A 21,554-nucleotide genomic window follows, 5' to 3' on the forward strand; every position below is an offset into this window, starting at 1 on the left:
ACACCTAGTCATATCAAATGTCTTTACTGAGAATATCCTGCAAGTCCTGTTTCAACGATGACATCTGGCTCTTATACTTCTCTTTACGCTCAGCATCTTCAATTAACTGAACAACAGTCTCTGATAGAGTATTGCCTCGACGCCTTGCCAAGGCCGCCAAACGTTGCCACACCAAAAACTCCAGATCGATTGATTTCTTGCGAGTATGTTGGTGCTCCGCATTAAAATGCCGCTTACGCCTGGCACGGATAGTCTGCTTCATCCTGTTAGCCAGTTGCACATTCATGTGAATATCAATCCACTCCAACACTTTCACTGGTTCACTTTCCAGTTTCATCAACTGCTCGACAGCATCCTGAGCCGCACTGTTTTCTATATGGCGCGTAATGGCTTCACCTTCACGGTGTTTTTTAACCAAATAGGTCCATTTCCAACCACTTTCTAGATTTTCCAGTTGCTGATATTTCATTCTGAACTCTTCAGTGACCGCGTAACTTAACTTAAGCATAACAGTTTTACGCAGAATTTCACCCTACTAAAAGCACATGATTAGATTGTTTTTTGTACGAAACACTACCGATATCTTACTCCTTGCCACCAACTGCTACTCTACATATATGCAGCCTGCTTTATTCTTGTATAATCGCCCTTTCCCTTTTTGACGATTGCATCTATCACTTTGACCAATAACAGACTTGAATGGCAGTCGCTGCTGCCGAACACAGCGCCATATGAAGCGTTATTTGCTACAGCTTCCCAGTTGGAGCCTGTTTCTTTTTCGGCGATTCAACCGCGGCTCGAAAATGGCATGACGCTATTCTGTCATCCACAGTCACGTCCGCGTTTTATGCTGATCAAAGCACAGGAAAGCACTGAGTATCTGACATTGATCGCTCAAGCTGTTAAAGAGCTCCAGCCTGATGCTTCAGCCCTGTTTGGCGGAGACTACCTCGTGCATGGCCACCAGGTCAGTTGGCAACCCGCTCAACGCGGTGACGAACCCTTTGCGGCAGTTTCACGCTGTCTCTACCAAGAATGGGTCGAACCCGAACAACTGTTTGGTTGTGTCAGATGGCATAAAGATCAAATAAATCTACAACCCGGTTTAGTGCATCAAGCTAATGGTGGTGTATTGATCTTGTCGGTACGGGTATTACAAGCTCAACCTTTGATGTGGCTGCGCCTGAAACAGATGATAGTTCAACAGCGCTTCGACTGGTTGTCGCCTGATGAAACCCGTCCTCTACCAGTACATATCCCCTCAATGCCACTGGACCTGCGCTTGATTCTAGTTGGCGATCGTCTTGGTTTGGCTGATTTCCACGATATGGAACCTGAACTAGGCGAATTGGCTATTTACGGCGAGTTCGAAGTCGAGCTGCCGCTGGTCGATATTGATGGCATGACATTGTGGTGCGGTTATATTAATTCGCTGTTGCAACAGAAACAGTTACCTTCGTTATCTGCTGATGCCTGGCCGGTGCTATTCCGTCAAGCGGTGCGTTATAGCGGTGATCAAGGAAGCCTGCCTTTATGTCCGCAATGGCTTACTAGCCAACTGGCAGAGGCTGCACTCTATGCCGAAGAGAACACCATCACAGCCAATACGCTAGAAGTTGCGCTGAATGCCCGTGATTGGCGTAATAGTTACCTCGCTGAACGGATGCAAGATGAAATAGAGCTTGGGCAAATTCTGATTGAAACCGAAGGTCAGGTTGTTGGCCAGATTAATGGTCTGTCAGTATTGGAATATCCTGGGCATCCTTACGCCTTTGGTGAACCAGCACGTATCAGTTGTGTGGTCCATTTAGGCGATGGCGAATTTGTTGATGTGGAACGTAAAGCTGAATTAGGCGGTAATATTCATGCTAAAGGCATGATGATTATGCAGGCGTTCTTGATTTCAGAACTGGAACTTGATCAGCCACTGCCCTTCTCCGCCTCGATTGTTTTTGAACAATCTTATGGTGAAGTTGATGGCGATAGTGCATCACTGGCAGAACTTTGCGCGCTGATCAGCGCCCTTTCACAACAACCGATCAATCAGCAAATCGCTGTTACAGGTTCTGTTGACCAATTTGGTAATGTGCAGCCTATTGGTGGTGTGAATGAAAAGATCGAAGGTTTCTTCGAAGCTTGTCAGCGCCGCGGGCTAACGGGTAATCAGGGGGTTATTTTACCTGCCACTAATGTCCGCCATTTATGTCTGAATCAAGCAGTGATTGATGCGGTGCAGCAAGGCCAGTTCCATTTATGGGCTGTTGATACCGCCGCAGAAGCATTACCGTTGTTAACCGGCGTGGTTTATGCCGATGAGCAACAACCTAGCTTATTGGGTATAATTCAAGAACGAATCTCACAAGTCAATCCGCAAGACAGACACCGTTGGCCATGGCCATTACGTTGGCTGAACTGGTTTAACCAGGGCTGATCGGACTTGTTCAGCGTACAGGTGTACGCTATTGTGCGCACTTCATTAAAATAAGGCTTACTGAGAACATGGTAGATAAACGCGAATCCTATACAAAAGAAGACCTTGAAGCATCAGGCCGTGGCGAGCTGTTTGGCGCTGGCGGTCCACCATTGCCAGCAGGAAATATGTTAATGATGGATCGTGTCGTCAAAATGACAGAAGACGGCGGCACCTATGGCAAAGGTTATGTGGAAGCGGAACTGGATATTAATCCGGACCTATGGTTCTTCGGTTGCCACTTTATTGGTGACCCGGTAATGCCTGGCTGCTTGGGCCTTGATGCTATGTGGCAATTGGTTGGTTTCTATCTTGGCTGGTTGGGTGGCGAAGGCAAAGGCCGCGCACTCGGTGTCGGTGAAGTGAAATTTACCGGGCAAGTTCTGCCAGATGCCAAAAAAGTGACATACCGTATTAATTTTAAACGCATTATTATGCGTAAACTGATTATGGGTGTGGCTGATGGCGAAGTATTAGTTGATGGCAAAGTTATTTATACCGCCACCGACTTGAAAGTGGGCCTGTTTAAAGACACTGCTGCTTTCTAATACTTCTGGTGCAGGGGCTGTTAACCCCCTGCACCATTATTATGATGCCAATGGCATTTTTTTAAACATTAGTCACTACAATAAATGTAGTGACTAATGTTTAGCTTTGGCGGCAGCTCTCTATGCCCACAAAAATCATCCGAGGAGTGATATGCAAAGAACTCACTTTCAAGATATGCCTTGCCCGGTGGCGCGCTCTCTCGAACGGGTAGGCGAATGGTGGAGCATACTGATCATCCGTGATGCTTTTCAGGGGTTAACACGGTTTGATGAATTTCAGCAAAGTTTGCAGCTTTCACCCACGATCCTCACCCGCCGCCTTAAATATTTGGTGGAAAGTGGCATCCTGAAGAAACAGCTTTATCATTCTCGCCCCGCCCGCTATGAATACTTATTGACTGAACGTGGTAATGATTTCTTCCCAGTGATCGCTGCCTTGTTTCATTGGGGTAATCAACATTTTGCGCCGGATGGCCCGGCAGCCATACTCACCGATCGCCGGAGCGGTGCCCCTGTCGAACCCATATTACTGGACAATGCGACTCGACGACCTATCTGTGCAGAGGATGTCACCCTCGCGGCAGGTTCGGTCAGGAGCGATATAATTAATAAACGGTTGGCATTGATGCGTGAGAAAAACTCAACCAATGCCAAGTATTCCCCCTATTCAATTGAGTCTCCAAAGGAAAAATAATGAATATGCGCCGTGTAGTAATTACAGGAATGGGTGTGGTTTCCCCATTAGGCTGCGGTATCGACGCTGTATGGCGGCGTCTATTAGCCGGGAAATCGGGTATCCGTATTCTGCCAGACGAAATTGTAGGTGATTTACCGGCAAAGATTGGTGGGCAAGTTCCCACAATTGCAGACGATCCTGAAGCTGGCTTTGATCCTGATAAAGCTGTTGCACCGAAAGATCAAAAGAAAATGGATCGTTTTATTGAGTTTGCTATGGCCGCGGCAGATGAAGCCATTGCCCATGCTGGCTGGCAAGCCGATAGTGAAGATAAGCAAGAGCGCACCGCGACTATCATTGGTTCGGGTATTGGCGGTTTTCCTTCCATCGCCAATGCGGTGCGAACCACGGATAGCCGTGGGCCAAAGCGCCTCTCCCCTTTCACCGTGCCCTCATTTCTGGTGAATCTGGCCGCTGGTCATGTCTCCATCAAACATCATTTCAAAGGGCCGATTGGTGCGCCAGTCACTGCCTGTGCAGCTGGAGTTCAGGCGATCGGCGATGCGGTGCGTTTGATCCGCAATGATGAAGCTGATATTGCTTTGTGCGGTGGTGCTGAAGCCGCGATTGATAAAGTCAGTTTGGCGGGCTTTGCGGCCGCACGCGCATTATCAACCGGTTCTAATCATGCGCCCGAAAAAGCCTCTCGGCCATTCGACAGTGCCCGGGATGGCTTTGTGATGGGTGAAGGTGCCGGTTTGCTGATTATTGAAGAGCTGGAACATGCTCTGGCGCGGGGCGCAAAACCATTAGCAGAGATTGTCGGCTACGGCACCAGTGCCGATGCCTACCATATGACCTCGGGTGCGGAAGACGGTGACGGTGCATATCGTGCAATGAAAATTGCATTACGTCAGGCGGGAATAACTCCTGCACAGGTTCAGCATCTCAATGCTCATGCAACCTCAACGCCAGTAGGCGATTTGGGTGAAATCAATGCCATTAAGCACTTGTTTGGTGAGGGTAATACACTAGCGGTAACCTCAACAAAATCGGCCACTGGCCACTTGCTAGGTGCTGCTGGCGGGTTGGAAACTATCTTCACCGTGCTAGCATTACGTGACCAAATCGTGCCGGCAACACTTAATCTGGAAAATCTGGATCCAGCGGCTCAAGGGCTGAATATAATTGCAGGTCAAGCACAGCCTCATGAAATGACCTATGCACTATCAAATGGTTTTGGTTTTGGTGGTGTGAATGCCAGCATCCTACTGAAGCGCTGGGCTGAATAGCCCAGGTGCACGAGAGCAGCCAACAACGCTGCGATGCCAAGCAACAACGAGAGTGTTACTCAAAGTCATTGGTGTTGCAGCAAGGCGGCAAACGAGTAAATCCCGATGAGTTGACGCCAGTCAATGATTCGGGTGCACGAGAGCAGCCAACAACGCTGCGGTGCCAAAGACAAAGAGTAAAAACAACAACCTCCGCAATATACGCATAAAGCGGAGGTTATCCCTTAGTCTGACAGAGAGCCGCTTAAGCGGTCACAGCCCTGTCCTCCATGGCTTGTCGCCAACCTCCTAACCAATGCGATCTGGCGTCTAAAGCTTGATAGGGGCAAATTTCTCTTGAACGCCCTGAAATACCTGCTTGATAGCCTCGTGACAATGCCCTTTCCAAGCGATCTCTTTTCTGTCTCTTCATGCCTCGTTTCCCTCATATTTCGGTCTGGTGGAAAGAAAACAGTGGCTAATTTATGTTCAGCCACAATTAAGTGATAGACCTTAGGAAACAGAAAAGCAATGCGCAAAATTCACGCCAATATCATATTTGTGAACTATGCACACTGAATTGGCTAAGTGATTGATTTGAAACAATGAATGTTATCTGGTTGATTTTAAATAAAAAACCCTCTTCCGGTATCATATAAGTATGACTACCGAAAGAGGGTTAGATTTATTTAAGATAAAATATTACTGAGCGTTTTGTAACTGCACCGCAATTGTCTTGGCTTCCTGCTGCCAACCCTCGGCCAAAGTACGGATCAGTGCATCATAACCATCGTCACTTTGTTTGATCTCTAAATCGAACGGCTGCTTAATCAGCTGCCCCTGATGTTTGAGTATCCACACGCCACGGATGATAGCTCGGCCATCATAACGGCCGTGGAACCCGGTGACAGTGACATTGAGGACATCCTGATCGCTATCAAGTGGTTGTGAAGACACCAACCAGCCCGGCAGCGCACTGCTCAGATTAGTGACCAGAGTTTGCTGCAATTGCTGGTCCAATGGGCTGGCCCAAAGGTTGTTGCTGGCAATCACATACTGCACATCGTTGGTTTGATACACCAAACCCGCCGCCGCCAGATAATCCGCGACTCCCACATGTTCAACCCACAATTGCCGCGATGCCACACTGCTAGTCGCGGTTGCTGGCGCACTGAGTGCCGGTAGCTGATAATAGGTTTTGCTCGGTGTGCTGCTGCATGCACTGAGTAATAGCGCTGCGATAACTGCCATCCATTTCATCATTTTTTGGCCTTCTTAGGCTGAGGGTCCTGACTTCCTGCCGCTTCAAATACCAGTGCATTACTCTTTTCATTCAGCGTACGCAATACTGGTTGTAATTCACGCAAGACCTGATCTAACCGCTGCATATCACCCACCATTTTATTGTAGGCGGGTGAACCTGGCTGGAAACCTTTCATACTGCGATTCAACTCATTCAAGGTCTTTTGCAGATCTTTGGGCAGATCTTGCATCGCCGGGCTGGAGGTAATCGCGGTCAATGATTCCAAGGTTTTCTGAGTTTCACGCATGGTTTTTTGGCTTTCAGCCAGTGTTTTGGTGACTTCTTTGACCATAGGATCCAACGGCAGATTATTAACCTTATCCAACGTTTGCATCACTTTTTGCTGAATTTGCGCCAAGCCACCACTGACAGTTGGCAACAACGGATAGCCCGCCACTTCCATTGGCCCTTTCCACGGTTTGGCATCTGGATAGAAATCCAGATCGACAAACAGTGCGCCAGTCAACAAGTTACCTGATTTCAAAGATGCACGCAGACCGCGTTCTTTGGCGGTTTTCAAGATTTGCTCAAAATTGGCATCCGGGCCTAAGTCCTCGCGGAAACGGCCTGGCTCAATGCGGATTAGCACCGGAATGCGGAAGTCATTATCAACGCGCTGTCTCATCCCTTCGGCGAAGAAAGGAACATCCCCGACAGTACCGATACGAATACCACGGAATTCAACTGGTGCTCCCGCCTGCAAACCTCGCACAGAATCGGAGAAGAATAATAAGAAATCTTCATGTTCGGTGTACAGCGAGTTCTGGATGCTACTGCGGTTATCAAACAGTTTGAACTCAGCCTTATCTTGTGTGATTGGTTTACCCAAATCCACACCCTCTGGCACATCAAAGCTGACTCCGCCACTGAGCAAAGTCGCCAGCGATGCCATTTCAACCCGCATCCCCTGTGAGGAGAGGTCGACTGCTACGCCACTGTCTTTCCAGAACCGGACATTGCTAGTGACCAAACCGTCATAAGGCGCACCAATAAATAACTGATAACGCATCAGGCGTGATTTAGCATCAAAGGTGCTAGTTTCCACTGAACCGACGCGATAGCCACGGAATAAGACCGGATCACCTGCATTCAACTGCCCGGCTCGTTCGCTATCGAGTGTAATACGAATCCCTTTAGCATCCGGTGAGGCCAATGGCGGGGAATCGAGCAAGGTGAACTCATTAAGTGCCTTACCTTTGCTACCAGGTTGTAACTCAATGTAGGCCCCTGAAAGCAAGGTTCCCAGACCGGAAACCCCCTCACGACCAATCTGCGGCTTAACCACCCAGAAAACCGTGTCACTGTGCAACAAGGTATTCATGCCGGAATTTAACCGCGCCTGCACGATAACATGGTTAAGATCTTCACTCAGAGTGACCTGCTCAACAATGCCAACATCCACGCTGCGGCTCTTTATTTTTGTTTTACCGGCTTCAATACCCTCAGCATTCAAAGTGGTCATCACCACCTGTGGCCCCTGATGGCTAAAATGATAAAACAGTATCCATGCGCCAATCAGCGCAGTGACAATGGGGATGATCCACACCGGGGACCAGCGCTTGATTTTTTCAATTTCCGCCACACCCTGGCTGGGATTATTGTCCGTCACCTTGCGGCTCCTTTTGGGTTGTTTCACTTATCCGATCCCAAGTTAAACGCGGATCGAAGGTTAATGCAGCAAACATGGTCAGGATAACCACCATGGCAAATAGCAGCGCACCAATCGCCGGATAGATACTCATCAGTTGCCCGATACGCACCAATGACGACAGCACCGCGATAACAAAGACATCAATCATTGACCAGCGACCAACAAACTCCACTATTTCATAAATAAAATGCATCCGTTCGGTGTCGGTATTACCTTTGCCTTTTGCATCCCAACATAACCAACCGATCGCCAACATTTTTAATGATGGCACCATAATACTGGCAATAAAAATCACCAACGCCACTGGATATGAACCTTCGCTCCACAAGAAAACCACCCCCGCCATGATGGTGGAGTTCATCTGGTTCCCCAAACTTTCGGTGATCATAATGGGCATTAAGTTGGCTGGAATATACAACAAGATAGACGTGACTAATAATGCCATAGTCCACTGTAAGCTATTGCGGCGACGGATATAACCATGAGTATGACAACGCGGACATTCCACCTGAGCTTGCGGCAAGATTGCAGTGCAGCACGAGCAAGAACGCAGACCTTGGCGTAAGCCCGTTCGGCCCGCAATAAGTGGGTGAGGTAACGCCGGTGCGGGGGCAATATCTTGCCACATCCAATGGCGGTCAACACATTGGAAAGCGCGCACTTGTAATAAGCAGAATAAACAATAAGGGACAAAGCTGCTGCCGATGCCGATTTCACCATAGGCCATCAGTTTGACAAAACTAACCAGCACGCCGGCGAGGAAAATCTCCACCATGCACCAGGTTTTAAATTGGAATAATGCTTTTGCCATCAGTGCTTTCCACCGGTGCGGCATGCGCACCCGCAGACAAAGCAGGATAATAGCCACCATGCAGAAAGCGGGTATCAATTGAACCAGAACCATAAATAACGTTGCCATGCTGGCATAGTTATCTGCCACCATCACTTTGGGTATTTGGATCAACGTTATTTCGCTGGTGATCCCCGCCACACGCATGTTGACGAAGGGAAACATATTAGCCAGCAATAACATAAACAATGCGCTGATAGCATAACCCACCGGGCGCTTACGTGGTTCATCCCACCGCGCAGTCAGTGTGGTTTTACAACGCGGACATACCGCTTTGGTGCCGTATGGCAAAGGGGGTAAGGCCACTGACATATCGCACTGCCGGCACAGGATGACGTCCCCTGATTGCCCAGAGTGCTCGCCGTGCTCAGGCTGAATTACAGAACACAATATCGAATCCCTCACGGCTGAACTGTCTATCCCTTTATCTTTCAACGCGCAGGTGTGTTGGCTGTTCTCGTCACCCGAATCACTTACTGATATAAGCTCATCGGGGTTCTCTCGCTTGCCGCCTTCCTGCACATTGAAATCTATTGGGTATATTAAGTATCACATTGTCACGATACTAATATAACAATAGGCATACTATCGTATAGCACATCATTTAATTGAGCGGCGAAACACCATTTAGCCGTTTTTCTGAGCTTCCAGCTCTTCCCAGCGGCTAAATGCAACTTCTAGTGCCTGTTCGGCATCAGCTAATGCTTGCAAAACCTGTTGCGTCTCTGCATGCGGACGGGAGAAGAAATCTGCATGGCTGACCTCGGCCTGTAAGCTACTGATTTCATTTTCCAGTTTTTCTAGCTGCTGCGGTAACTGATCCAGCTCGCGCTGCAAGTTATAGCTCAGTTTGCCGGGGCGTTTTGCTGCCGGGGTATTGTTTTTCACCGGTGCAGCCGCTTTGGTTTCTTCAACTTTAGCCGCCACTTGACGAATAGGTTTTGCCTCAGCGCGCTGCTGGTGAGCATCATAATAACCGCCCACAAAGCTACTGATTTGACCATTACCTTCAAAAATCCAGCACTCTGTTACTGAGTTATCCACGAATTGACGATCATGGCTAACCAGCAATACGGTGCCCTGATAGCTATCAACCATTTCTTCCAACAGTTCCAGTGTTTCCACATCCAGATCGTTGGTCGGTTCATCGAGGATCAACAAGTTGCTTGGCTTAAGGAATAACTTAGCCAATAACAGGCGGTTACGCTCACCACCAGACAACGCTTTCACGGGGGTCATGGCGCGTTTCGGGTGGAACAAGAAGTCTTGCAGATAGCCCAGAACATGGCGTGAACGGCCATTGACCATCACTTCCTGCTTACCTTCGGCCAGGTTATCCATCACCGTGCGCTCTGGATCAAGCTCTGCACGATGCTGGTCAAAATAGGCCACTTCCAATTTGGTTCCGCAATGCACTTTACCGCTGTCGGCTTTAAGCTGACCGAGCATCAGTTTCAGCAAGGTGGTTTTACCACAACCATTCGGCCCCACCAGCGCGATTTTGTCGCCACGCTGTACTTGTGCGGTGAAATCTTTCACCAACACTTTGCCATCAACCTGATAGTTAACATTTTCCAGATCAAAGACAATTTTGCCCGAACGCACAGTTTCTTCTACTTGCATCTTGGCGGTGCCCATCACTTCACGACGCTCTGAACGCTCCATCCGCAGCGCTTTCAGGGCGCGAACACGGCCCTCATTACGGGTACGTCGTGCTTTGATTCCTTGGCGAATCCACACTTCCTCTTGCGCTAATTTGCGGTCAAATTCAGCATTTTGCAGCTCTTCAACCCGCAGTGCTTCTTCTTTGCTGGCAAGATACAGTTCGTAATTACCCGGCCATGACACCAATTTGCCGCGATCCAGGTCAACAATACGTGTTGCCATCGCACGAATAAAGGAGCGGTCATGGGAAATAAAGACAATGCTGCCCTGAAAATCTTTCAGGAAACCTTCCAGCCAGTTAATGGTTTCGATATCCAAATGGTTAGTCGGTTCATCCAGCAGCAGCACTTTTGGTGAACTGACCAGAGCGCGACCTAATGCCGCTTTACGCAACCAACCACCGGACAGAGATGAAAGCTCCGCATCGGCTGATAAACCCAGTTGAACCAATACTTCCTGAATACGGCTGTCTAATTGCCATAGCCCCTGATGGTCCAGAATTTCCTGCAATGCCGCCAGGCGATTAAGGTTTTTTTCGCTCGGGTCAAGTTCAACCTGATGCAGGGTGGCATGATAAGCTTTCAGATGCTCGGCTTGTTCTTGTACGCCTTCTGCAACAAAATCAAACACGGTTCCGGCTACATTGCGCGGAGGATCTTGTTGCAGACGTGCGACAATCAAATCCTGCTCATAAGTTATCCGGCCATCATCCAATGCAATTTCTTTGCTCAGAATTTTCAGCAAGGTAGATTTGCCCGCGCCATTACGGCCCACCAGACAAACACGCTCGTTTGGCTCAATATGCAATTCAGTATTATCTAATAAAGGTGCATCGCTGAACGACAGCCAAGCACCGGACATGCTAATTAACGACATAGTTTCTACTTTTCCTCGTGGCTGTGGGTAACCAGCCAACAGTTGTGGATTTGACGATTGCGGGCAAAGTCTTCAGATTGTGTTTGTGCGGTGATTTCTTTCGCTTCCAATCCCAACGCTTTTATCCCGTCCAAATCCATCTGGAAACCGCGCTTATTGTTCGAGAACATGATTGTTCCCTTACGGCGCAGTAACCGTTTAAGTTCTTTCATCAGCACTAAATGATCGCGCTGAACATCAAAGGTGGTCTCCATTCGCTTAGAGTTGGAGAATGTCGGTGGATCAATAAAGATCACATCGAATTGCTCATCGGTGTTACTTAGCCAAGAGAGGCAATCAGCCTGAATAAGGCGGTGTTGCTGGCCAGTTAAACCATTGGCCCGTAGGTTCTTCTCAGCCCACTCCAGATAAGTCCGCGACATATCAACCGTCGTGGTACTGCGCGCACCGCCCAGCCCGGCATGGACACTGGCAGTACCGGTATAAGCAAACAGGTTAAGAAAATCTTTACCCTGACTCATTTTGCCCAGCATCTGACGAGCAATGCGGTGGTCAAGGAACAGGCCAGTATCAAGGTAATCAGTCAGGTTAACCCATAGCTTGGCATTATATTCACTCACCAGCAGGAACTCGCCTTTCTGCGCCAATTTCTCGTATTGGTTTTTGCCTTTCTGGCGTTCACGTGTTTTCAACACCAACTGGTTGGATGGCAGATTCAGCACCGCCAAAGTCGCATTAATCACATCAAACAGGCGCTGACGCGCTTTTTGTGCATCAATGGTTTTCGGCGGCGCATACTCTTGCACCACGACTTTGCTGCCATAGCGGTCAACGGCCACGTTATAATCCGGCAAATCGGCATCATACAAGCGGTAGCATTCAATGCCCTGCTGTTTAGCCCATTTATCCAGTTTTTTCACATTCTTACGCAGACGGTTGGCATAATCCTCAGCGACCTGAACACCCGCAGCTCCCTGTGGATTGGCTGCTAATTGGTAATTTTTCTGCACGCAATCCAATGGGCCATTCTTCGCTTTGAATTCGCGTTCGGCGCGCAATTGCAAGCAACTCAGCAGTTCCGGCGAGGCACTGAACAGGGATAAACGCCAGCCACCGAAGGCGCTTTTCATAATGCGGCCCAGCATATTGTGCAACGCAATCAATGCCGGTTCGCTTTCCATGCGCTCACCATAAGGCGGGTTACTGATAACCGTCCCCACAGGCCCTTCAGGTAATGGATTCACCAGCTTACTGACATCATTGGCATTAAAGGTTATCAGTTCTGCTACCCCAGCGCGGCGGGCATTGGCCCGAGCCATCTCGATAACGCGGCGGTCAATATCAGAACCAAAGAAGCGGGAGGTTGTCTCTTGCAAACCACGGCGCGCACGAACTTGCGCTTCAGTGGTCAATTCACGCCACAGCTCTTCGTTAAAAGCATTCCAGGCGGTAAAACCCCAATGCGCTCGGTGCAACCCTGGGGCGCGATCTGAAGCCATCATGGCGGCTTCAATCAGCAAAGTACCAGAACCACACATCGGATCGACCATCGGGGTGCCCGACTGCCAGCCAGAACGTTGGATAATGGCCGCTGCCAGGTTTTCTTTCAGCGGTGCCTGACCGGTCAGATCACGATAACCGCGCTGATGTAACCCTTCGCCGCTGAGATCCAGCGCAACACTGGCCATATCCCGTTGCAGGAACACATTCACCCGGATATCCGGCTGCTGTTTAGCCACGGTTGGGCGCTGATCCAGTTTACGGGTAAAGCTATCGACGATGGCATCTTTAACTTTTAATGCCCCGTACTGGCTATTGCGGATTTCGTCATTCACACCGCTAAAATGCACGGCAAAGGTTTTATCCACACCAAAAATTGATGGCCAATCAATCGCCTGCACCCCAAGGTACAAGTCTAAGTCACTGTATACTTTAAAATCGTTAAGCGGTAACAAAATGCGCGAAGCCAGGCGACTCCACAACAGGCTTTGGTACATGAGTCGATCGTCGCCCTGAAAATGTACCCCACCCTGTACTATTTTACAGTCGTGAGCGCCCAGCGCTTCGAGTTCGCTTTTTAACAGTTCTTCCAGTCCACGCGCCGTGCTGGCAAACAGAGAGTTCATATCGCACTATCACCAAAAAGAAAATTGTTGCGCATTATAGCTAATCCCAGCAGCTTGTCATAAAGTTGCTCCCTCTTATTTAATACTCGCACGGAGGCAATGGTGATTACCCTCTCCCGACTCTATGTTCATCCGGTAAAATCCATGCGTGGTTTGCAGCTTTCTCATGCTCAAGTCAGCAGCAGCGGATTGGCCTTTGACCGCGTATTTATGATTACCGAACCGGATGGCACTTTTATTACTGCGCGCCAATATCCAAAGATGGTGATGTTTACCCCCGCCTTAATGTCAGACGGCTTATATCTCACTGCCCCTGATGGCGAGAGTGCCAGTATCCGCTTTAATGATTTTTTAGCCAATGCCGAACCGACTGAAGTTTGGGGAAATCATTTTACCGCGCTCATTGCCCCTGCGGCTATCAACAACTGGCTCAGCGGCTATTTTCAGCGAGAAGTACAATTACGCTGGCTGGGGCCGGAACTCACCCGGCGGGTAAAACCCATGCCGGAAATTCCGCTATCATTTGCCGATGGCTTCCCTTATCTACTGATTAATGAAGCCTCGTTTAAAGAATTACAGCAACGCTGCCCCGGCAGTATTAAGCTGGAACAGTTCCGCCCCAATTTAGTCGTGACCGGCGCGAGTGCATTTGCTGAAGACAGTTGGCAGGTTATCCGAGTGGGCGATATTACTTTTGATTTGGTTAAGCCATGCAGCCGCTGCGTATTAACCACCGTCAGTGTTGAGCGCGGTCGCAAACATCCAACGGGCGAGCCATTACAAACACTACAGACATTCCGAACTGCCGAGAATGGTGATATCGATTTTGGTCAAAATATGGTGGCCAGAAACAGTGGTATTATTCGAGTTGGGGACGAAGTGGAAATTCTGTCAACCAAGCCACCGCGCCCCTATGCCGCTGGCGCGGTAGTTGAAAGCCTTAGCGCACCGCAAGATCAATCCAAAGCCGTATCCATTGAATATAATGGCATTCGCTTTAACGGTAATAATCAGCAAGTATTATTGGAACAACTGGAACAACAAAATATCCGTATTCCTTACTCTTGCCGAGCAGGAATATGTGGTAGTTGCAGAATTACCTTAGTCGATGGTGATGTCGCACCGTTAAAACAAAGTGCTATTGGCAATGACGGGACGATACTTTGTTGCAGTTGCATACCCAAAGGAAATATTACTCTTAGCGGTAAATAAGATACAAATCGGCCGGGAGCATATTGGAATGCGACTCGCAGAAGGGCAGCCCATGGACGGGACGAATAACGAGAGCAGCCAACACACATGCAGCTTGAAGTATGACGAGTATATACTCTAGATAATTCGAGTTGCAGGAAGGCGGTAATCGAATGAATCCCGATGAGTTGACGCCAGTCAATGACTCGGGTGAGTGAGAGCAGCCAACACACATGCAGCTTGAAGTATGACGAGTATCAAGAGATTATACTGCCCGGTCATAGGCCGTCGTGGTGTAAACCTCTTGAATCACTAATGGTAACAAACGGTCATTCATTATTTTTATCGCGTCACCCAATGCCAACTGACGCCCAGCTAATACAACTTGGGGCTGCGCTAATAAACACAAACTGGCGGTGTCACCGGATTCAACCACTAACAAACTAATCTCTTCACTGCTATCCAATACTTTTACTGTGGCCAGCGCCGCATTCTGTGGTACCCACGTTTTAGGCTGTTGTGCAAAATACCAGCTTTTGGGCATTAATGGTTTTAGAAAACGAAATGCAACTAAAGCATTTAATATTAATTCTGAGCGTTGCTCATGGCCCATTTTAATTTGGCGGCATTGATCTTCGAATTCAAAATAAAGTGCGGCATCATCAACGCAAAATGCAGATTCATCAAAGGCGTCAGGAGTTAACATCTTAGATGGGAACCGCGACCGAAATATCATACCATTGGCTAAATCCAACATGAGCCTGTCATGTTCGATATCAAAATACCAACGCCATTTATCGTCTGGTTTAATCCGCATATTTTATCCTTCCCGCCAGGCTCGCCAACATTATTGACTCAATAACTGAGCTCTCACCCATCTAATTGCACTAAATCATATAAGGCTTTTGATGTATATTTAATCTATAGGGATAAAATATAGACGAGCTGGGGGAATAAATAAACCCCCAGACAAGTAAAGAAGATAAATAATTAGATATGAGTAATGATATTCTTAATCAAACTTGGCCCACGGAAGATAAACCCGGAATAAATTTGAATCAATGAAGCACCCGCAGCCATTTTTTCCCGCGCAGCAATGACCGAGTCAATTCCACCGACGCCGATAATAGGTAACCGACCTTGTAGCTCTTGCGATAAACGGCGAATCACTTCAGTGCTGCGTAATTGCAATGGACGGCCACTTAATCCACCAGCTTGTTCGCAATAATTTAAACCCTGAATAAGAGAACGATCTAATGTGGTATTAGTAGCAATAACACCATCTATATTATGGCGAACCAAACTATCCGCTATTTGGATCAATTCCTCTTCAGTAAGATCCGGCGCGATCTTAACTGCGACAGGAACATACTTATGATGCCGCTGATGTAATTCAGTTTGTTTATTTTTAATTGCTGCCAACAAATCATCCAGTGCTTCACCATACTGCAAAGATCGTAATCCTGGGGTATTAGGCGATGAAATATTAATCGCAATATAACCGGCATAAGGATAAATTTTATCCATGCAAATCAAGTAATCTTCTTTACCTTGCTCTACCGGCGTATCTTTATTCTTGCCGATATTAATACCTAAAATACCGCCGAAATGTGATTTCTTAACGTTTTCAATTAAGTTATCAACCCCGTGATTATTAAATCCCATGCGGTTGATCAAACCTTCGGCCTCGACGACTCTAAACAATCTTGGTTTATCATTTCCAGACTGTGGTCGTGGTGTTACTGTCCCGACTTCAATAAAACCAAACCCCATCGCGCCCAGAGCATCAATACACTCGCCATCTTTATCCAAACCCGCAGCTAAGCCTAATGGATTTTTGAATGACAGCCCCATGCAGCTTACTGGTTTGGTTGGCACTGATTGCCGAATCAAGAATTGAAGTGGTGTGCCGGTAACGCGTTTTAACTGGCGAAAAGTGAGTTCGTGTGCACGTTCTGGATCAAGCTGAAAAAGTGCTTTTTTGACAAGTGGATAATACATGTAATCTCCTGAGCGGGCGGTGACTAGCCTTTGATGCTGGAATGGTAAATTCATCTTTCAGGAAAGTAAACGTTTGCGAAGTAAAGCCATGCAAAGACCTTGCTCTCTGATGTTACTCTGGTGTTAACAATTGTAAGGATAAAAAATAGAGGGCCGTTATGCCCTCTATCTATTTAAACAATAATTTTCACAAATTATTTACTTTTGCAAATAACCGACTTATGCCGCTAATGCTCTGGTTATCTTCTCGTATAAGTCACCAGATAAATTATCCAATGTTTTCAATTGTTCCAGGGCCTGACGCATCAGAGTTTGACGCCCTGAATCATAGCGCTTCAAACGAATCAATGGCTCAATCAAACGAGCAGCAACCTGTGGATTTCGGGTATTCAAATCACTGAGTATTTCTACCAAGAATTGATAACCGCTGCCGTCAGTGGCATGGAATGCTGCTGGGTTGCCGGAAGCAAAACTACCAATGAGCGAGCGAGTACGGTTTGGATTACTCAAACTAAAGGCGGGGTGTGTAAGTAAACCGCGCACTTGCGCCAGAACATCAACCGCTGGGCTGGTTGCTTGCAGAGCAAACCATTTATCCATCACCAAACCATCATGATTCCAGCGTACATCAAAGGCCGCCAGTAACTCATCGCGACAAGGTAACTGTGCAGCAACAGCGGCTGCCAGCGCCGCCAGCGAATCAGTCATATTATCTGCCTGATGATATTGGGAAGAAACAAGCTTGTTGGCAAATTCTTCATCCGCAAAGGCCAGGTAACTCAGACAAATATTGCGCAATGCCCGCTTGGCGATATCAGTGTGTTCAATACGATATTCAGGGGTGATATTCGCCACATAGACAGCCAATAATTCATCAGACAGTTCATTTGCCAGACAACGGGTAATGGCTTCATGCACCGCACTGATAGCTTGCGGATCGATAGTGGTGAACAACTCTGCAATTTCATTTTCTGATGGCAATGTCAGGATCTGTGCTGCTAAAGCAGGATCAAGATTTTCATCAAGCAATATTGCGCGGAAAGCATCAGCCACATGATTAGGTAAACTCAACGGCTGTTTTTGCTGGTATTTAGCAACATTGAGCTTGATATAAGTTGCCAGCAAACTTTGTGCCGCATCCCAGCGCGAGAATTCATTACGCGCATGCTGCATCAAGAAAGTCAGTTGCTGGTCACTGTAGGTGTAATCCAGTTTGACTGGCGCGGAAAATTCACGCAATAGAGACGGAATGGGGGGGTGTTCAACATTATCAAAAGTAAAGGTTTGCTCGGCTTCTGTGACATTCAGAACATGATGAACCGGCAAACCATTTCTCTGCAACTCAATCACATTGCCTTTACTGTCATAAAGCTCAATATCCAATGGGATATGTAATGGCAGTTTTTCCGGCTGATCGGCGGTTGGCAATGTTTTCTGACTAACATGCAGATGATATTGCTGATTTTCAGCATCATAATCATCACGTATCGTCAGTATCGGTGTACCCGATTGACTATACCAGCGGCGGAATAAAGACAAGTCGACATTAGATGCATCTTCCATTGCCTGTACGAAATCATCACAGGTCGCCGCACTGCCATCATGGCGTTCGAAATAGAGTTGCATACCCGCTTGGAACTGTTGTTCCCCCAGTAAAGTATGCATCATCCGGATGACTTCTGACCCTTTCTCGTACACCGTCAAGGTGTAGAAATTGTTCATCTCGATGACTTTATCTGGACGAATCGCATGAGCCATTGGACTGGCATCTTCAGCAAATTGCGCCGAACGCATCACACGGACGTTTTCAATACGATTAACCGAGAGTGAGCCCAAATCGGAACTGAATTCTTGATCACGGAATACCGTTAACCCTTCTTTCAAGCTTAATTGGAACCAATCACGGCAAGTAACTCGGTTACCTGTCCAGTTATGGAAATATTCATGACCGATAACGGCTTCAATGTTCAGATAGTCTTTATCTGTCGCCGTTTCTGCTTTTGCCAGAACATATTTTGAGTTGAATACATTCAACCCTTTATTTTCCATAGCACCCATATTGAAGAAATCAACCGCCACAATCATATAGATGTCGAGGTCATATTCCAGGCCAAAACGGGTTTCATCCCATTTCATGGAGTTCTTCAATGAGGTCATTGCCCAGTCAGCACGATCCAAATTACCGCGATCAACAAAAAGCTCTAATGCAACTTCACGGCCTGAGCGCGTTATAAACTTATCTCGCAAGACATCAAAATCGCCCGCGACCAAGGCAAACAGGTAGCAAGGTTTCGGAAATGGGTCTTCCCATTTAACCCAATGCCGACCATTATCCAGATCTCCCTGCCCCACACGATTCCCGTTGGAGAGCAAATAAGGATAAAGTGATTTATCCGCGACGATGCGGGTGGTAAAACGCGCCAACACGTCAGGGCGATCCAAATAATAGGTAATGTGGCGGAAACCTTCGGCTTCACATTGTGTGCATAATGCATTACCAGAAAGATATAACCCTTCAAGTGCACTGTTGGTCGCCGGATGAATATCATTCACGATAGTCAGTGTAAAATTCGCGGGTAATTGCTCAATAACCAGTGAATTTTCCTGTAAATGGTAATGGGGCCATGCTTGCCCATCAACGCTGATACTGATGAGCGTTAAATCTTCACCATCCAAAACCAACGGCGTCGCGTCTGCTGCCTGACGTTTTACCTTACTCACCGCCGTCACCGTCGTCTTTTGCGCATCGAGGGCAAAGTCTAGGTCGATATCGGTAATAGTGTAATCCGGTGATTTGTAATCGTGACGGTATTTAGCTTGCGGCTGTTGTGTCATAGAAACCCTTTTGACGTCATCAGTGAATATGATTATCAAGTCTATATTTATGGCCGTTTTGGCTCATAAAATCAGGTTCAAAGCACCGCTATCAGTGACTTCATCCTGGACTCAGATAGTCTTTTCAATGTATCACAATTGTGAAAAAAACCTAGGTGAGAGCCAGTGCTATTGAGGCAAATAAAGCATTGAATGCCACTTTTTCGAGCCGCTTCGCAAGGTTATTGTCTTATTGCATTGAGCCCAGATAAAACCTCGGGTAGACGTTATCTAGGGTAAAAACTGCCTAACTGTTTAAGAATCACTCAGAATATGTGCAATATTATTGCGGATATTATATTCAGTGAATAACCCTACTATTTTAATACAACTTTCTCTTTATTATCTAAATAGCTAAAAAACTGACCTTAATTGGATTGAACATTTAGCAAAAAACTTTTTTCATCGCTAATGGCACGTTTAATCCTAGACCTCTGATTAGCATTTATGGTGTGATGAGGCTTCAATAACAGGATAATACCGGTATACTTCCGCGACATTCATACTGTGGAAAATGCTCCTACGAGGATGCTATACAGCGCCATGACCCAAGACGCCTCACCGATTTTGACTTCATTGCTTGATACGGATGCTTATAAGCTTCATATGCAACAAGCAGTGTTCCATCGTTATCGCCATATTACCGTTGCCGCTGAATTCCGCTGCCGTGGTGATGAGCTGCTGGGCGAATATGCCGACGAAATCCGCCATCAGATAACATTGATGAGCCAATTAACACTGAGCGATGATGAGTATCTCTATCTCTCCGGCTTACCCTTTTTTAAAAATGATTATTTAAATTGGTTACATAGCTTTCGTTTTAATCCCGAACAAGTCAGCGTATCTGATAATGGTGGCAAATTAGACATTCGGATTACCGGGTTATGGTGCGAAACAATTCTGTGGGAAGTGCCGCTATTAGCGGTAATCAGTGAGATTGTCCATCGCCGCCGCTCCGAGCTTGTCACTGCTGACCAGGCGATTACACAGTTGCGCAGCAAACTTCAGCAATTTAAAGCGCTGAGTGCTGATATCGACATAACTCACTTCAAGTTAATGGATTTTGGTACGCGGCGCCGTTTTTCCCGCGAGGTTCAGCACGCCATTGTCAGTGAATTAAAAGATGAGTTTTCCTACTTTGTCGGCACTAGTAACTATGATTTAGCACGGAAGTTGTCTTTAGCTCCGGTTGGAACTCAGGCTCATGAATGGTTCCAGGCCCACCAACAAATTAGCCCAGTTCTGGCCAACAGCCAGCGCGTAGCATTGCAAGTCTGGTTAGATGAGTATCCAAACCAACTTGGAGTAGCATTAACAGACTGTATTACTATGGATGCATTCCTGCGTGATTTTGATGAAACATTCGCTATTCGCTATCAGGGATTACGCCATGACTCCGGTGATCCAGTCGAATGGGGTGAAAAAGCTATCGCCCATTATGAAAAGCTGGGTATTGACCCAATGAGCAAAACATTGGTGTTCTCGGATAATTTAGACTTGGAAAAAGCACTGTCGCTGTACCGACATTTTTACCAACGGATTAAATTGGTATTCGGTATTGGGACGCGTTTAACCTGTGATATTCCCGGCATCAAGCCACTGAATATTGTCATTAAGCTGGTGGAGTGTAACGGTAAACCGGTGGCGAAACTCTCCGATAGCCCGGGAAAAACCATTTGTCATGACCCGGCTTTTGTTGATGAATTGCGTGAAGCATTCGCCCTTCCTTTGGTCAAGAAAGCCAGTTAATACCTGATTGTCGGGCGGCAGATGCTCGCCCGGCCCTAGCCAGACTTGCGTTTTTTGCCCCCTCTTTACTCTCCCGTATTCCGCGATTCAATCATTTCTCAGTTTATGTCGTCTTTATACCCAAGATAATTCAGATTGCAGGAAGGCGGCAAGCAAGTGAGTCCCGATGAGCTTACTCGAGTAAGTGATTCGGGTGATTGAGTGCAGCCAACGCAAATGCAGTTTGAAGTATGACGGGTATATTTATAGAAATGTTGCACTGAACGGGTGATTTCTACTTGTGTCCTGCACCGTCGCAAGTAA

The 21,554-nt window shown here is 47.2% G+C and carries 16 protein-coding genes; 6 read left to right on the forward strand and 10 right to left on the reverse strand.

What is annotated here, in order from left to right:
- Positions 1-13: 13 nt before the first annotated feature.
- The gene (gene matP / locus OVO64_RS01310) at positions 14-469 is read right to left on the reverse strand and encodes a macrodomain Ter protein MatP (protein ID WP_038632170.1); all 456 of its coding nucleotides are present in this window, start codon (positions 467-469) and stop codon (positions 14-16) included.
- A 210-nt stretch (positions 470-679) separates the two neighbouring features.
- Here matP and OVO64_RS01315 point away from each other — a divergent pair, with 210 nt between their 5' ends.
- From OVO64_RS01315 to fabF, 4 genes are all read left to right on the forward strand, one after another.
- The gene (locus tag OVO64_RS01315) at positions 680-2,431 is read left to right on the forward strand and encodes an AAA family ATPase (RefSeq protein WP_038632168.1); all 1,752 of its coding nucleotides are present in this window, start codon (positions 680-682) and stop codon (positions 2,429-2,431) included.
- Positions 2,432-2,499: 68 nt separating this feature from the next.
- Positions 2,500-3,018, forward strand: a complete 519-nt coding sequence (gene fabA / locus OVO64_RS01320) for a bifunctional 3-hydroxydecanoyl-ACP dehydratase/trans-2-decenoyl-ACP isomerase (RefSeq protein ID WP_004873784.1) — start codon at positions 2,500-2,502, stop codon at positions 3,016-3,018.
- A 151-nt stretch (positions 3,019-3,169) separates the two neighbouring features.
- Positions 3,170-3,712, forward strand: a complete 543-nt coding sequence (locus OVO64_RS01325; RefSeq protein WP_038632165.1) for a winged helix-turn-helix transcriptional regulator — start codon at positions 3,170-3,172, stop codon at positions 3,710-3,712.
- Entirely contained in the window at positions 3,712-4,986 is a 1,275-nt protein-coding gene (gene fabF / locus OVO64_RS01330) for a beta-ketoacyl-ACP synthase II (RefSeq protein ID WP_038632163.1), read from the forward strand. The genes OVO64_RS01325 and fabF overlap by 1 nt, the downstream gene beginning before the upstream one ends.
- 244 nt (positions 4,987-5,230) lie before the next feature.
- Here the strand turns inward: fabF and rmf are convergent, their stop codons facing one another.
- From rmf to rlmKL, 6 genes are all read right to left on the reverse strand, one after another.
- Entirely contained in the window at positions 5,231-5,398 is a 168-nt protein-coding gene (rmf, locus tag OVO64_RS01335; protein WP_005170911.1) for a ribosome modulation factor, read from the reverse strand.
- 269 nt (positions 5,399-5,667) lie between these two features.
- Complete coding sequence (gene pqiC, locus OVO64_RS01340) at positions 5,668-6,228, reverse strand: membrane integrity-associated transporter subunit PqiC (protein ID WP_038632161.1); 561 nt, start codon at positions 6,226-6,228, stop codon at positions 5,668-5,670.
- The gene (pqiB, locus tag OVO64_RS01345; protein WP_038632159.1) at positions 6,225-7,877 is read right to left on the reverse strand and encodes an intermembrane transport protein PqiB; all 1,653 of its coding nucleotides are present in this window, start codon (positions 7,875-7,877) and stop codon (positions 6,225-6,227) included. The genes pqiC and pqiB overlap by 4 nt, the downstream gene beginning before the upstream one ends.
- On the reverse strand, positions 7,864-9,159 hold the full coding sequence (gene pqiA, locus OVO64_RS01350; RefSeq protein WP_072088971.1) for a membrane integrity-associated transporter subunit PqiA: 1,296 nt from the start codon (positions 9,157-9,159) through the stop codon (positions 7,864-7,866). Before pqiA ends, pqiB begins: the two co-directional genes overlap by 14 nt.
- A gap of 237 nt (positions 9,160-9,396) precedes the next feature.
- On the reverse strand, positions 9,397-11,310 hold the full coding sequence (locus OVO64_RS01355; RefSeq protein ID WP_038632155.1) for an ABC transporter ATP-binding protein: 1,914 nt from the start codon (positions 11,308-11,310) through the stop codon (positions 9,397-9,399).
- Positions 11,311-11,315: 5 nt separating this feature from the next.
- Positions 11,316-13,436 (reverse strand): bifunctional 23S rRNA (guanine(2069)-N(7))-methyltransferase RlmK/23S rRNA (guanine(2445)-N(2))-methyltransferase RlmL, encoded by a 2,121-nt coding sequence (gene rlmKL, locus OVO64_RS01360; protein ID WP_038632153.1) that lies wholly within the window; start codon positions 13,434-13,436, stop codon positions 11,316-11,318.
- A gap of 99 nt (positions 13,437-13,535) precedes the next feature.
- On the opposite strand from rlmKL, the gene OVO64_RS01365 reads away from it, so the two are divergent.
- The gene (locus tag OVO64_RS01365) at positions 13,536-14,648 is read left to right on the forward strand and encodes a YcbX family protein (protein ID WP_072088972.1); all 1,113 of its coding nucleotides are present in this window, start codon (positions 13,536-13,538) and stop codon (positions 14,646-14,648) included.
- Between the two features lie 244 nt (positions 14,649-14,892).
- Here the strand turns inward: OVO64_RS01365 and OVO64_RS01370 are convergent, their stop codons facing one another.
- From OVO64_RS01370 to pepN, 3 genes are all read right to left on the reverse strand, one after another.
- Positions 14,893-15,444 carry a cell division protein ZapC gene (locus OVO64_RS01370; RefSeq protein ID WP_038632151.1) on the reverse strand — a complete coding sequence of 184 codons (552 nt, stop codon included), beginning with the start codon at positions 15,442-15,444 and terminating at the stop codon, positions 14,893-14,895.
- A 173-nt stretch (positions 15,445-15,617) separates the two neighbouring features.
- Entirely contained in the window at positions 15,618-16,628 is a 1,011-nt protein-coding gene (pyrD, locus tag OVO64_RS01375) for a quinone-dependent dihydroorotate dehydrogenase (RefSeq protein ID WP_038632149.1), read from the reverse strand.
- 219 nt (positions 16,629-16,847) lie between these two features.
- The gene (pepN, locus tag OVO64_RS01380) at positions 16,848-19,463 is read right to left on the reverse strand and encodes an aminopeptidase N (protein WP_267248536.1); all 2,616 of its coding nucleotides are present in this window, start codon (positions 19,461-19,463) and stop codon (positions 16,848-16,850) included.
- Between the two features lie 582 nt (positions 19,464-20,045).
- Here pepN and pncB point away from each other — a divergent pair.
- Positions 20,046-21,251, forward strand: coding sequence for a nicotinate phosphoribosyltransferase (pncB, locus tag OVO64_RS01385; RefSeq protein WP_038632145.1), 1,206 nt, complete (start codon positions 20,046-20,048; stop codon positions 21,249-21,251).
- Positions 21,252-21,554: the final 303 nt, after the last annotated feature.

Origin of the sequence: Yersinia sp. Marseille-Q5920 (assembly GCF_946902935.1) — a bacterium.
GTDB classification, from domain to species: domain Bacteria; phylum Pseudomonadota; class Gammaproteobacteria; order Enterobacterales; family Enterobacteriaceae; genus Yersinia; species Yersinia rochesterensis.

Coding starts and splice junctions, on each gene's coding strand:
- fabF (WP_038632163.1), top strand. CDS start 3,712: ATGAATATGCGCCGTGTAGTAATTACAGGAATGGGTGTGGTTTCCCCA.
- pqiC (WP_038632161.1), bottom strand. CDS start 6,228: ATGATGAAATGGATGGCAGTTATCGCAGCGCTATTACTCAGTGCATGC.
- rlmKL (WP_038632153.1), bottom strand. CDS start 13,436: ATGAACTCTCTGTTTGCCAGCACGGCGCGTGGACTGGAAGAACTGTTA.
- matP (WP_038632170.1), bottom strand. CDS start 469: ATGAAATATCAGCAACTGGAAAATCTAGAAAGTGGTTGGAAATGGACC.
- OVO64_RS01365 (WP_072088972.1), top strand. CDS start 13,536: ATGGTGATTACCCTCTCCCGACTCTATGTTCATCCGGTAAAATCCATG.
- pepN (WP_267248536.1), bottom strand. CDS start 19,463: ATGACACAACAGCCGCAAGCTAAATACCGTCACGATTACAAATCACCG.
- pncB (WP_038632145.1), top strand. CDS start 20,046: ATGACCCAAGACGCCTCACCGATTTTGACTTCATTGCTTGATACGGAT.
- rmf (WP_005170911.1), bottom strand. CDS start 5,398: ATGAAGAGACAGAAAAGAGATCGCTTGGAAAGGGCATTGTCACGAGGC.
- pyrD (WP_038632149.1), bottom strand. CDS start 16,628: ATGTATTATCCACTTGTCAAAAAAGCACTTTTTCAGCTTGATCCAGAA.
- OVO64_RS01370 (WP_038632151.1), bottom strand. CDS start 15,444: ATGCGGATTAAACCAGACGATAAATGGCGTTGGTATTTTGATATCGAA.
- fabA (WP_004873784.1), top strand. CDS start 2,500: ATGGTAGATAAACGCGAATCCTATACAAAAGAAGACCTTGAAGCATCA.
- OVO64_RS01325 (WP_038632165.1), top strand. CDS start 3,170: ATGCAAAGAACTCACTTTCAAGATATGCCTTGCCCGGTGGCGCGCTCT.
- OVO64_RS01355 (WP_038632155.1), bottom strand. CDS start 11,310: ATGTCGTTAATTAGCATGTCCGGTGCTTGGCTGTCGTTCAGCGATGCA.